Annotated in this window: 10 protein-coding genes; 6 read left to right on the top strand and 4 right to left on the bottom strand. The window is 44.9% G+C overall.

The genetic code is table 11. The features are described 5' to 3' along the window. Positions 1 to 76: 76 nt before the first annotated feature. From MKX75_RS21485 to MKX75_RS21475, 3 genes are all read right to left on the bottom strand, one after another. Positions 77 to 856, bottom strand: coding sequence for a hypothetical protein (locus MKX75_RS21485; protein WP_062835710.1), 780 nt, complete (start codon positions 854 to 856; stop codon positions 77 to 79). A 107-nt stretch (positions 857 to 963) separates the two neighbouring features. Then, positions 964 to 1,725: a LuxR C-terminal-related transcriptional regulator gene (locus tag MKX75_RS21480; RefSeq protein ID WP_339166745.1), complete on the bottom strand. Its 762-nt coding sequence runs from the start codon at positions 1,723 to 1,725 to the stop codon at positions 964 to 966. A 67-nt stretch (positions 1,726 to 1,792) separates the two neighbouring features. Beyond that, positions 1,793 to 2,857, bottom strand: a complete 1,065-nt coding sequence (locus tag MKX75_RS21475) for a suppressor of fused domain protein (RefSeq protein ID WP_339166743.1) — start codon at positions 2,855 to 2,857, stop codon at positions 1,793 to 1,795. Positions 2,858 to 3,351: 494 nt separating this feature from the next. Between MKX75_RS21475 and MKX75_RS21470 the strand changes: the two genes are divergently transcribed. The 4 genes from MKX75_RS21470 (at position 3,352) to MKX75_RS21455 (ending at position 9,548) form a co-directional block, all read left to right on the top strand. Beyond that, entirely contained in the window at positions 3,352 to 4,809 is a 1,458-nt protein-coding gene (locus MKX75_RS21470; RefSeq protein ID WP_062835707.1) for a glycoside hydrolase family 1 protein, read from the top strand. A gap of 185 nt (positions 4,810 to 4,994) precedes the next feature. Continuing rightward, the gene (locus MKX75_RS21465) at positions 4,995 to 6,425 is read left to right on the top strand and encodes a glycoside hydrolase family 1 protein (RefSeq protein ID WP_206105795.1); all 1,431 of its coding nucleotides are present in this window, start codon (positions 4,995 to 4,997) and stop codon (positions 6,423 to 6,425) included. A 232-nt stretch (positions 6,426 to 6,657) separates the two neighbouring features. Continuing rightward, complete coding sequence (locus tag MKX75_RS21460) at positions 6,658 to 7,509, top strand: PRD domain-containing protein (protein WP_145323608.1); 852 nt, start codon at positions 6,658 to 6,660, stop codon at positions 7,507 to 7,509. 128 nt (positions 7,510 to 7,637) lie between these two features. After that, positions 7,638 to 9,548, top strand: a complete 1,911-nt coding sequence (locus MKX75_RS21455; RefSeq protein ID WP_339166742.1) for a beta-glucoside-specific PTS transporter subunit IIABC — start codon at positions 7,638 to 7,640, stop codon at positions 9,546 to 9,548. A 70-nt stretch (positions 9,549 to 9,618) separates the two neighbouring features. On the opposite strand, the gene MKX75_RS21450 is transcribed toward MKX75_RS21455, so the two are convergent. Next, complete coding sequence (locus MKX75_RS21450; protein ID WP_145149895.1) at positions 9,619 to 10,524, bottom strand: LysR family transcriptional regulator; 906 nt, start codon at positions 10,522 to 10,524, stop codon at positions 9,619 to 9,621. A gap of 183 nt (positions 10,525 to 10,707) precedes the next feature. Between MKX75_RS21450 and MKX75_RS21445 the strand changes: the two genes are divergently transcribed. Next, a complete protein-coding gene (locus MKX75_RS21445) occupies positions 10,708 to 11,292 on the top strand; it encodes an ankyrin repeat domain-containing protein (RefSeq protein WP_339166741.1) in 585 nt (194 codons plus the stop codon). 49 nt (positions 11,293 to 11,341) lie between these two features. Then, entirely contained in the window at positions 11,342 to 12,685 is a 1,344-nt protein-coding gene (locus MKX75_RS21440) for a uracil/xanthine transporter (protein ID WP_339166739.1), read from the top strand. Positions 12,686 to 12,749 lie beyond the last annotated feature (64 nt).

Raw genomic sequence — 12,749 nt, 5'->3', positions numbered from 1 at the left:
CCCGACGATGATCTCCACAGATCGTTATCGGGGTTGAGTTTTATGTTCTTTGTATAATAGCAGTAATCAAAAGTGATTATTTGAATTGAACCGATTTTTTGATGTTATCAATCTCGGATTTGGTCTCATCATCCATGTAAGTGAAGATGAAATTGAAAGCATACCCTTCAATAATCGTGCTGTAGTAGTCCTGAGTAATCGTTGAACCGTCACCTGCATCCATCGTGATTTGCATCAGATCCATCTCTTTGCCACCGATGGTTTCAGTCGTCATTTCTTTGTAATCGTAAGGGAACTGACTATCTACCATGAATTTTTTGGTTGCTTCCAGGTAGTCTTTACCTGTACGAATGCCTTGCAGCAGGCTTACTTTCTCAGCAATCGCCATAGCGGAAGGACCAACTTGACCGCCGTCCAATGGGTACTGTGAAGCCATAAGCAAGTTCAATGTTTTGGTCTGAGACAGTTCGATTTGTTTTTTCTTCGTTTCATCATCACCAGCAATCGCTTCAGATGAAGCACTAGTCAGCTCATTCATGCCTGCAGCATCCTGGAACTCCCAAGCTTCAGGGAATTTCAGAGATACGCCGAAATAGTCATTGGTGTAAGAGCCTTTTTCCGTAGTCCCCAGCTCAACGTCTTGGGAATTATCGGTTTCCTTGGACTCTTCGCTTGCTGGTTCTGTGTTCTCTGTTTCTTCTGTATTCGCTGTATCAGAATCAGTTCCCGTCGTTGTTTCTGTCGGGGTAGGCTCTTCTGTTGCGGCTGTGTTATCTGCTTTGTCACCGCAAGCGGATGCAACCAGCATAATCATAATGAGCATGGCGAATAAAGAAGCTTTTTTTGGAATTGTCATATTACCCTCCTGAAATGTGTGTGTTTTCTCTCTCTACATCTTGCTTGTTCTCTAAATTGTAGCACAAACGTTCTCATTTACTACCTATAGGAATCTATAGGGGTCCTCTATAAATAAGACAATCGGCTGGCAATTGAAACAGCTTCTGTGCTGGATTGCACACCTAATTTGTTGAAAATCACTTTTTTGTGATGATTCACGGTACATTCCTTGATCTTCAATTTCAAAGCAATGGCTTTTACGGTCAGGCCTTCCGCAATCATCTCCAGAATGGTTAACTGACGCTCCGTGAACTCAACCGCTGATTTCTCAGAAAGTTCAGCAGCTTGTTGACTCTGGTAGCTGTTCTGCATATAAGCAGGAATCAGCTTGGCAATGGCAATCAGTTCGCCCTGCATATCCGCGTTAATGGTGGACACATCCAAATAACCGAAATGCTGCGATCCCATGGTCAGAGGCGAGGCGTAGCAATGCCAACTTTGAAAATATGGACTTTCATGCTGCTCGGGTAGAAGACATACAGGTTCGTTGCTGTTCATCGTTACAGATATGGCGTTTACTCCACAGCTCTGTGCGGTGAAGATCATGCCTGGACGAATGGGAGAATGTTCGACTACAGCTTCAAGATCTGAACTGTAATCCATGGAAAGTAACACACCGTCCGTATCTGTGAGTAGAAAAAGATAGGTGCCTGTTAAATTTTCCTTGATATCCGAGATGCTGTTCTGGAAAGCATGAATCAGGAAATGATTGATTTTGCTTAGTTTATCCAGACTGGATTTTGGTAAATAGTCGAACGGAGCCGTTCCTGCTGCATGCGAGCGAGTTGCGGACTCCTTGTGCCGTGAGGCAAATGTAATGGCAGGCATGTTGTTCCTCCTTGCTGCACAGTCGTTAAGCGAAAACGTAGTTCTTTTATTGCATCTGAGAGTGGTCTTAGCCAATCGTTTTAATGACGTGTCCTTCCTGGTCCTTAATCTCTGTTTTAACAATCTGAACGAGGAGACGATCCAAAGAAATAATCTCGAATGTCCCTTCAACCGGATGGAGATTCTGCGCCAGTTCTTCAACAACTTGCTTGTTCACGGTTAGTGTGATTTGTCTATCTGATTCCAATGAGGCAGGCTGTTCTCCGGCTTTGAACATGATATTTACATCCGGTCCGATCAACGACAGAGATTCACCTTTTGACATTCGGCTGCGAAGAATGTTGCCAATCAAAACGGCCTGATTGGCTCCAAGCTGGAGTTTGGCCGGAACCGTTTTTTGCAGCATTTTTTTGCGCGGGGACTCCCAGCCCAGTTGTTGTATGAATAAAAACGCTGTGCTTGAGCCATCCTGTTCGATTCCAAGCTGGACTGCCTGTATAACAGAAGGAATATCTGCGTACGAATTTCGCATCAGATCCGTCACATATTTGGGCATGAAACTGGAGCAGGCAGACAGGAAGCCGCGAGCGTTCCACGTTTGAATCATTTCCAGTTCTCGACCTGTAATGCCAACCATTTGAACAAATTGCACTGAACCATTAGGTGTTGATATCTCGGGCAGGTCAGGGTCCTCAATAAAAGCGAGCGCTGTCAGCAGGGTATCAGACGCCAAGCAGATGGGGCCATTGGCATCCATGTAATCGCCTGCGCGGAAGACATTTCCACTATTGAAGACGTATCGTCCCATATTTTGTAATAGATTCAGTGCCCAGGCTGGAGGTTCGTTCTCTTCTTCGCCACGTGTAAGACGAAATGTAATCTCGAATCCATATCCACTTTGTGATAATTGATCGGATTCTTTCTCATATAATTCAGAGAAACCATATGTGACAAAATGCCAGTGAGGCATAGGTGTGTTCGCCGAATACACGCTGATGCCGTCGAGCGGGTCCGGACCTCCAAGCATATAAGGAATGGATGTGCCATAATGATGTGGCTCCTGTTCTCCGTACAGTTCTCCGATCGCTTGATCAATCGCGTCCCAACCGGATGTGTTTTCTTCATGTGTCATTTCTAAATCCTCCTAGAATAGTCTTTCCCCCGAAAAAACATTTAAAATTAAGTCTACCTGTTCCAAGGGTGGTTTCAAGCGGCTTTAGGATGAATTGTAAGAGATAGGACTTTCGGGGTCACCAACTGTAAGACGAGGAGTGAATTTACATGAGTATGAAAGGTATTTATCTGGCGTAGTTTGATCAGGAAAGGATAAAATCCCGGATTTGGAGGTCCAAAGTCCTGCCAACGAACTCGACTAATCGTGAAGTTGATTTTGCAAAATAGATATGTTACGCTTACATTACAAGAGCAAACACAACAGAATATGCAATAACATCTTTTGATGGATTGTAACTGTGAAGACAGGCAAAACCTAAACTGATGGTGAAATGAAGGCCCCTTTTTTTGGTGCTATTTTACCTTGAGTTTAGGTTTTTCTTGTTTTCTGCTCTGAAGTACAGTTTTTTACCTGGAAAAACCAAAATAAATTTCGAAAAGAGGTTGTTGTTCATGACCACGGCAAAAAAAGGATTCCCCGAAAACTTCCTATGGGGCGGCGCTACAGCTGCCAATCAATTGGAGGGTGCATTCGATAAGGACGGCAAAGGCCTCTCCACAGCGGACATGATCGCTCATGTTCCTAAAGAGAAGCGTACAGGCGGACATGCCATGGAAATTTCCTCTTCCCGAATTGAAGAGATCCTCTCCGGCAAAATCGAAGAACGTTTCCCGAAACGTTTTGGTATCGATTTCTACCATCACTTTAGAGAAGATATTGCATTGTTCGCTGAAATGGGCTTCAAAGTATTCCGTTTGTCCATTCACTGGGCACGTATTTTCCCGAACGGTTATGATCAAGAGCCGAATGAAGCAGGCTTGAAATTCTATGATGAAGTATTCGACGAATTGTTGAAATATGGCATCGAGCCGCTCGTTACATTGTCTCACTATGAGACACCGCTTGGCTTGACGCAAAAATACAACGGCTGGGCTGGCCGTGAAGTAATCCAGCACTATGTTCGATATGCAGAAACGGTGTTCAACCGTTATAAAAATAAAGTAAAATACTGGCTGACGTTTAATGAAATTAACGTCATGCTGTTCAGCCCGTACACTGGCGGCGGCATTCTGATCGATAAAGTGGACAACAAGCTACAAACCACTTATCAAGCGCTGCATCACCAATTTGTAGCAAGTGCATTGGTAACGAAGCTTGCACACGAGATTATGCCTGGTTCCCAAGTAGGTTGTATGCTTGCTCGTATGGAAACTTATGCAGCAACTTGTAATCCGGTAGATGTTCGTCTGGCTCAACACGAGAATCAGATTAACCTCTTCTTCACGGACATGCATGCTCGTGGTAAATACCCGAACTACATGGCTCGTTATTTTGAAGAAAATAACATCGTGATCCAAAAAGAAGCAGGCGATGATGAGATCTTGCTGAACAATACCGTTGATTTCATCTCCTTCAGCTACTACATGTCCGTAACCAAATCTGCATCCGCAGACAAGGAAGAAACAGCAGGTAACCTGACTGGCGGCGTGAAAAACCCTTATCTGGAAGCGTCCGACTGGGGCTGGGAGATCGATCCGATCGGTCTGCGCGTAACCCTGAACAACTTCTGGGATCGTTACCAGAAACCATTGTTCATCGTAGAAAATGGTCTGGGCGCATATGACCGTGTTGAAGAAGACGGTTCGATCCATGACTCCTATCGTGTGGATTACCTGAAAAAACACATTGAACAAATGAAAGAAGCGATCAAAGACGGTGTGGATCTGATTGGATTTACAGCATGGGGCCCGATTGACCTTGTGAGTATGTCTACTTCCGAAATGTCCAAACGTTATGGTTTCATCTACGTGGATCTGGATGACGAAGGTAACGGAACACTCAAACGTTCCAAAAAGGATTCATTCGACTGGTACAAAAACGTAATCTCCAGCAATGGTGAGCAACTGTAGTTCTCTCGTTTCCAGGATTGTAACCGCATGTAAAGCGGGCAAAACCTAACCCAAAAGTTGGCATGGAAGGAATCTAATTTTCCTGATGGCCCTTTTAGTTGGAGATTGTCCGCTTTTTCCTGTCGGCAAAGGATAGAGTAATGCATTTAGACAAAGAATTAAAATACCGTTATTAGAGAGGAATGATTGACATGACAACACCATTTCCGAAGGATTTCCTATGGGGCGGCGCTGTAGCAGCCAACCAACTTGAAGGAGCTTATAATACAGATGGCAAAGGCCTGTCTGTTCAGGACGTAATGCCACACGGGATTACAACGCCTAGAACGGAAGCACCTACTGAAGATAACCTGAAACTGATCGGTATCGATTTCTACAACCGTTACAAAGAGGATGTTAAATTGTTTGCCGAAATGGGCTTCAAAGTATTCCGTACATCCATCGCTTGGTCCCGTATCTTCCCTAAAGGCGATGAACTGGAGCCAAACGAGAAAGGTCTGCAATTCTATGATGACCTGTTCGATGAGTGCCACAAATACGGTATTGAACCACTCGTAACGATCTCTCACTATGAGACACCGCTGCATCTGTCCAAAACGTATGATGGCTGGGTTAACCGTAAAATGATCGAATTCTACGAGCGCTATGTAACAGTGCTGTTTAACCGTTTCAAAGGCAAAGTAAAATACTGGCTGACGTTTAACGAAATCAACTCCATACTGGAAGAGCCATTCATGAGCGGCGGAATCTACACGCCAAAAGCAGAACTGTCCAAGCAGGATCTGTACCAAGCGATCCATCATGAATTGGTAGCCAGTGCCTTGGCTGTTAAATTGGGTCATGAAATTATGCCTGAAGCCAAAATCGGCTGTATGGTACTGAGCATGCCTACGTATCCGTTGACTCCGAATCCGGATGATGTGGTTGCAGCAATGCATGCTGAACAGCGCAATGATATCTTTGCTGATATCCATGCACGTGGCTACTATCCGAAATACATTAATCGTTATTTCAAAGCAAATAATATCAATATCAAGTTTGAAGACGGCGATGCTGAAATTCTGAAGCATACCGTAGACTTTATCTCGTTCAGTTACTATGTAAGTATCTGTGAGACAGGTGATCCCGAGAAACGTATCGAAGGTAAAGGAAACCTGTTCGCAGGTGTACAAAACCCTTACCTCAAAGCGAGTGAGTGGGGTTGGCAGATCGATCCGCAAGGACTGCGCGTAACCTTGAACAAATACTGGGATCGTTATCAAAAACCATTGTTTATTGTCGAAAATGGTCTGGGTGCAGTCGATGAGCTGATTACCGACGAAAATGGCAATAAAACGGTGAACGATGATTACCGTATTCAATACCTGAATGACCACCTGGTACAAGTGGGCGAAGCTCTTGAGGATGGCGTAGAAGTGATGGGTTATACGTCATGGGGCTGTATTGACCTGGTAAGTGCTTCAACAGCAGAGATGAAGAAACGTTATGGCTTCATCTATGTAGACCGCAATAATGATGGTTCAGGAACACTGGATCGTTACAAGAAAAAATCATTCCACTGGTACAAAGAAGTTATAAGTACGAATGGCGCAAGTCTTAAGAACAACAATGAGTAAATACTAGTTCTTCAAGCATAGTTGTAAAGCATCTTCTTATGTCACATTAACGCACATTAACCGCTTTCACAAAAACATTGTCATATGGATAATTATATGGTAAGATGGGCATAAGGCTAATGAATACTGGATTGTTACTGTTCAATCAGGCAAAACCAGAAGCAGGGCATATTTCGTGACCTGCTTTGGTTTTGCCTTTTACTACTTTGACGGTGCAAGGTGATGTGAAGAAATGAAAATTGAGAAGGTGCTTAACAACAACGTAGTTACCGTAATTGATCCGGGAGGAAACGAACTGGTCGTTATGGGACGTGGAATTGCCTTCAAAAAGCATACTGGTGAATCGATAGACGAGAGTCTCGTCGAAAAAATATTCTCGCTTGAAAGTAAGGAAGTATCACAGAAACTCAAAACGCTTCTGTCTGATATCCCGGTTGAATATGTCGAGTGCTCGGATGAGATTATCCGTTATGCCGAGACGGTGTTAGGTGAGAAGCTGCATGAAAGCATCTACATTTCACTGACGGATCATATTCATTTTGCTATTGATCGACATCGTCAAGGATTGCAGATCCGTAACGCACTGTTTTGGGAGATCAAGCGCATGTACCGGAAGGAATATGCCATTGGACTCAAGGCGCTACAGATTATTGAGGAAACATTAGGTGTCCTGCTTCCCGAAGACGAATGCGCATTCATTGCGATGCATCTGGTTAATGCCCAGATGAACGGTGAAATGAGGGAAACGATCAGCATTACGAATATCGTTAAGGACATACTTAACATTGTAAGACGCAGCTTTGTAATTGAGCTTGATGAAGATTCATTGAGTTATTATCGATTTTTAACTCATCTGAAGTTCTTTGCCCAACGTGTGTTGCAAGGAATGGCGATTGAAGATAAAGAAGAAGATAATCCGCTTCATGACTTGGTGAGCAAGCAGTATCCGGAAGCACATGCATGTGCAGTAAGGATTAGTGATTATACTCGTAAGATCTATAATCGGGTGTTGTCCAAGGAAGAAATACTGTATCTGACCATTCATATTGAACGAGTTGTCAGAAATGAACAAACAATCGAATAAAATTGGGATTGTTACTGCTAAAAAGGCAAAACCTAAACGTTGAATAATGATAAGCTGATCTGCTTTGTCATTATTCAGTGTTTAGGTTTTTTTTTAACCTTCATTACACATAAAAGGAGCAAAACACAATGGATAAACAACAATTGTCCAAGGATATTTTGAAGCTTGTTGGTGGCGAAGAGAATGTCGATCAAGTCACACACTGTATGACAAGACTCAGATTTAACCTGAATGACAACAAAAAAGCGGACAAAGCGACGCTGAAAAATACACCGGGCGTTATGGGCGTGATGGAGAACGGTGGACAGTTCCAGGTTATCATCGGTAACGATGTACCTGTAGTGTATAACGCACTTGTTGGCAACATGTCCAAATCACCAAACGCAGATAATGCATCATCTGGTGCTTCAACTGGAGAAAAGAAAAAGAGAAATCCGGTAAGTGCTCTGTTCGACTTCATTTCCGGCATATTTACACCGATTCTGCCAGCAATTACAGGTGCAGGTATGATCAAAGGGATCGTGGCTATCCTGGTAGCCCTGGAGTGGTTGTCCGATACCAGCTCAACCTACATCATTTTGTCTGCAATCGGTGACGGTGCATTCTACTTCCTGCCAATCATTCTGGCAATCAGTGCAGCACGTAAGCTGGGTAGCAATATGTATATTGCCGCAGCGTTAGCAGCGGGCATTATGCACCCGACAATTACAGCGTTGCTTGCCAATGGTGACACCACATTTGTGGGGATTAAGGTTATAGCAGCAACGTATTCTTCTACGGTTATTCCGATCATTCTCGCCATCTGGATTGCTTCTTATGTAGAGAAAGCTGTTGATCGCGTTACACATGCTTCACTGAAGCTTCTTATTGTTCCAACGGTTACGCTATTAATTATGGTTCCACTGACGTTGATGACTGTTGGACCACTCGGTACGGTTCTTGGTAATGGTTTGTCAGGTGGTATTTCATGGTTGTTCGACAACATGTCCATCTTCGCAAGTATCCTGATTGGTGGTACGATGTCACTGCTGATCATTACAGGTATGCACTATGCACTGTTGCCGATCATTGTCGGTTCGATGACATCCCTGGGTTACGACTTTATTATTCCACTGATGTTTGCAGCTAACTTGGCACAAGGTGGCGCAGCATTTGGTGTGGGTCTCAGATCGAAAAATGCTAAAACCAAATCGCTTGCTTATTCCACAGGTCTTACGGCTATTATGGGGATCACGGAACCAGCGATGTATGGTATCAACATGAAGTTCAAAAAACCATTTATTGCAGCGCTTATCGGTGGTGCTGTCGCAGGTGGATTCATGGGGATCGTCAATGTTAAAGCTTATGTACTTACAGGTCTAGTAGGTCTGCCAAGTATTGCAGCATTTATTAGCCCGGCAGTTAGCACACTACTCTATGCCCTGGCAGGTGGTTTGATTGCTATCGTAGCTGCTGCGGTACTGACGTACATTCTTGGATTCCAAGAAGAAAATGCATCGGAGCCAGTAGCTGCACCAGTAGCTGAGCCTGCAACACCAGCTGCAACAACTTCTGCTCCTGCTGTAACTGAAGAAGCAAAAGCACAAGATGAGCAAGTATTCAGCCCGATCACGGGTGAAGTTAAACCGCTGAGCGAAGTGCCAGACCCTGCATTCTCCGAAGAGATTATGGGTAAAGGATTCGCGATTCAACCATCTGAAGGCCGCGTAGTTTCTCCGATCAACGGAACGGTGTTCTCGTTATCGAAGAGTGGACATGCCATTGGTCTGGTAAGTGATACAGGCGCAGAAATGTTGATTCATATCGGGATTGATACCGTGAAGCTGAAAGGTCAATTCTTCTCACCTAAAGTTCAAGCAGGTGCGAAGGTTGCCGTAGGTGATGTACTGATGGAGTTCGACCGGGAACAGATCGAAAAAGCCGGTTACACAACGATTACACCAGTCATTATTACGAACATGCATCAATATGAGTCCATTGAGTCTGCTGGTCGCACTACGATCAAAGAAAAAGACTTGTTGTTCACAGCTAAAGCTTAACCATAAGTATAAAAAAGCAGCTTCACCGGAGTGTGATCCGGTAAAGCTGCTTTTTTTTGTTTATAGCTTTTTAGATCACGGGAAGCATTCCCTGTACCAATTGCACAAAGTGTTGTGCAGGCTTGGACAGATAGCGGTTCTGCAGCCAGACCAGCGCCGAGCCAACCGTGGAATGCTGATCCTGAATGCGATATACGTGGAAAGGGTGCTCTTGGTATAGTTGCAGTACCGTATGTGGCACGATGGAACTGGCGAAGCCGAGTCGGACCAGCTCCAGCAACATATTAATGTCCGAGCATTCGCCCATGATGGAGGGGGTAACCTGGTGTTCCCGGAACTTGTCCAAAATCAGCTCGAACATACCGAGTCCTTCTGTACTTGGAAGCAGGAGAGGGATACCTGTAAGCTGCTCAAAATAAGTTCCCATCTCTGCTCCTACGCCCATCTCTGTCGGGCTATCCAGCGGTGTTGAAGAAATATAGAAAAGGGGCTCCTGTGGCAGGTGCAGCACCTCATAGCGTTCGGTCTGGACAGGCATGCGTACACAGGCAAGTTCAACTTTGCCATCTTCCAGCAATCGGCATAATTGCGCAGATTCATTTTGCTGAATTTTATAGGTAACCTGTGGGTGAGTGGTGCGGAACTGCTGAAGTGCTTGCGGGATCAGGCGATCCGATATGGTATTGATGCCGATGGCGAGTTTGCCCCGTATGCCGTGACGGAAACTTTGCATCTCCATTACAGCTTCCTCCATATATTTGGTCAAGGTAACCGCATAATCATAAAAGCTGCGACCCGCCTGCGTTAGCTCCATCATGCGCCCTTTGCGTTCAAATAGAATCACACCAAGCTCTTCCTCCATTAACTTAAGCTGCTGACTTAAAGGTGGCTGAGCCATATGCAGTCTTCGGGCTGCTGCTGTAATCTGTTTCTCCTCGGCAATGGCAATGAAATAGCGGCATTGTTTGATATCCAAGTGGTTGTCTCCTTTGCCTGCAATGTATATGTAATTCGTATAGAAAGCCAACAAAACATGTATTTTTAATATACTACGATCTTATGTTACTATACATTAGATTTGCATACCTGACTAACAGGGCTTGGTTTCTATATGAATGTTACTGCATGAGAAAGACCTTGAATTGGAGGATGAAGCAACTTGGTTAGAACAATACATGATGCTGCTTACGCAGGGCATACCGATGAGGTCATTCGATTTATCGCACAGGGTAGCCGGTTGAATGAACAGGATGCATTGGGGAGAACAGCTCTGATGGCTGCGGTACACGGTAATAAGATAGATACGGCAAGGATGCTGGTTGACGCCGGTGCGGACATTAACCTACAGGATGCACGATTGGATAACACGCTGTTATACGCGAGTGCCGAGGGTATGTATGACATGGTGGAATTAGCGATTACAGCAGGTGCAGATACAAGGTTAACCAATCGTTTCGGCGGTACAGCCCTTATTCCTGCAGCGGATCGTGGCCATGTGAACATTGTGGAGCTGCTGTTGACACGCAGCGATGTGGATGTGAACCATGTCAACAACCTGGGGTGGACAGCCTTGCTGGAAGCGGTCATTTTGGGAGATGGTGGAGTACGTCATCAGGAAATTGTCGCTTTGCTTTTGCGATATGGTGCGGATCCAAAGATCGCGGATCGGGACGGGATTACACCACTTGAACATGCGCGCAAGCATCATTATACCGAAATGGAACGACTATTAACCCAAGTCTGAAGCGACTTTACATTTATGATACAGAACAGTGAAAGGATATTCCTAACGAATGAACAGACATCTAGAGCAGTTTTCACAAAAGAATATGAAGGACGTATCTTCACTGATTTTGGCGGGCATACAGTGGTTTTTCTTCCTGTTTACCAATACCGTTGTTGTTCCGTTATCGATTGGACATAATTTTCAGCTGTCCCCGGATGCGATCGCTGCCTCCATGCAGCACGCATTTATACTTACCGGAGCGGTGTGTATTCTTCAAGCCGTGTTCGGTCATCGATATGCGGTCATGGATGGTCCATCAGGATTGTGGTGGGGTCTGACGTTAAGCTTGACGGTATCTGCTTCATCAGCGGGTATGAGTCTGGAGCGTATTGGTGGTGGGCTGGCTGCAGGTTTTTTGTTAGCGGGACTAACGATGATGATTCTGGGCTGGCTGGGGGCAGCGCAAGTGCTGCAAAAGCTGTTCACACCTATGGTGAAGAGTGCCATGCTATTTCTGATGACGATTCAACTGACCATGAACTTTTTCAAAGGCATGATTGGATATACAGAGTTTGGCCGTTTTGATCTGCCTGTTGCGGCATTGTCCGTCGTCATTGCATTTCTGGTGGCATGGATTCAATTGAAGGGCAGGGGTAAACTGGGGAACTACGCAATCTTGATTGGGATTGTGGCAGGCTGGATCGCGTATAGTCTATTGTTCCCTGGACAGCATAGTGGACAGCCCAATCAGACAACAACAGGCCTCACGCTGTTTCCATGGGGAGCACCCAGATGGGAACCGGGCATTGTCATTACTGCTTTCTTCGTAGGGCTGGTGAATATGACGAATTCGATCACCACCTTAAGCACAGTCGAGAAGCTATATCAGGCAGAGACAACAAGCCGTCAATATCAGCGATCCTATGCACTAACGGGTCTGTTCACGATGTTGTCATCCTGTGTGGGTGTGCTGCCCTTTGGTTTATTTGCATCTTCAATCGGGTTCCTAGAAAGTACTCGCATTCTGCGCCGGGCTGCCTTTATTATTGGAGCGGGCTTGTTATGTATGATGGGTCTTACACCTTCGGTTACGGCCTTTTTTGCACAAATACCACCAAGCGTCGGCAGTGCTGTTCTGTTCGTGGCCTATCTGCAGATGTTCGGCACGGCACTAAGAACGCTTGAAGGTACAACGTTTAATTCTAAAACGATCTATCGTGTAGCGTTGCCGGTCCTCACGGGAGTTGCTGTCATGAATATTCCTGCAGAAGCCTTTCAAACGTTGCCCATGTATCTCATTCCCATTATAAGCAATGGTCTCGTGATGGGAGTGTTGGTATCATTACTACTTGAAAAAACAGTGAACTGGTCCAAAATGGAACAACCAGTGACAGCTAGTAAAGCGGCATAATGAGTCTAAATAATGCAACAGTCCAATTCGCTTGGGCTGTTTTTTTGTTTTTGTTATCAGACTA

Origin of the sequence: Paenibacillus sp. FSL R5-0341, from assembly GCF_037975235.1 — a bacterium.
GTDB classification, from domain to species: Bacteria; Bacillota; Bacilli; order Paenibacillales; family Paenibacillaceae; genus Paenibacillus; species Paenibacillus amylolyticus_A.
This window is presented reverse-complemented; position numbering and strand designations above follow the sequence as displayed.

Coding starts and splice junctions, on each gene's coding strand:
- MKX75_RS21480 (WP_339166745.1), bottom strand. CDS start 1,725: ATGCCTGCCATTACATTTGCCTCACGGCACAAGGAGTCCGCAACTCGC.
- MKX75_RS21455 (WP_339166742.1), top strand. CDS start 7,638: ATGGATAAACAACAATTGTCCAAGGATATTTTGAAGCTTGTTGGTGGC.
- MKX75_RS21460 (WP_145323608.1), top strand. CDS start 6,658: ATGAAAATTGAGAAGGTGCTTAACAACAACGTAGTTACCGTAATTGAT.
- MKX75_RS21485 (WP_062835710.1), bottom strand. CDS start 856: ATGACAATTCCAAAAAAAGCTTCTTTATTCGCCATGCTCATTATGATT.
- MKX75_RS21440 (WP_339166739.1), top strand. CDS start 11,342: ATGAACAGACATCTAGAGCAGTTTTCACAAAAGAATATGAAGGACGTA.
- MKX75_RS21470 (WP_062835707.1), top strand. CDS start 3,352: ATGACCACGGCAAAAAAAGGATTCCCCGAAAACTTCCTATGGGGCGGC.
- MKX75_RS21475 (WP_339166743.1), bottom strand. CDS start 2,857: ATGACACATGAAGAAAACACATCCGGTTGGGACGCGATTGATCAAGCG.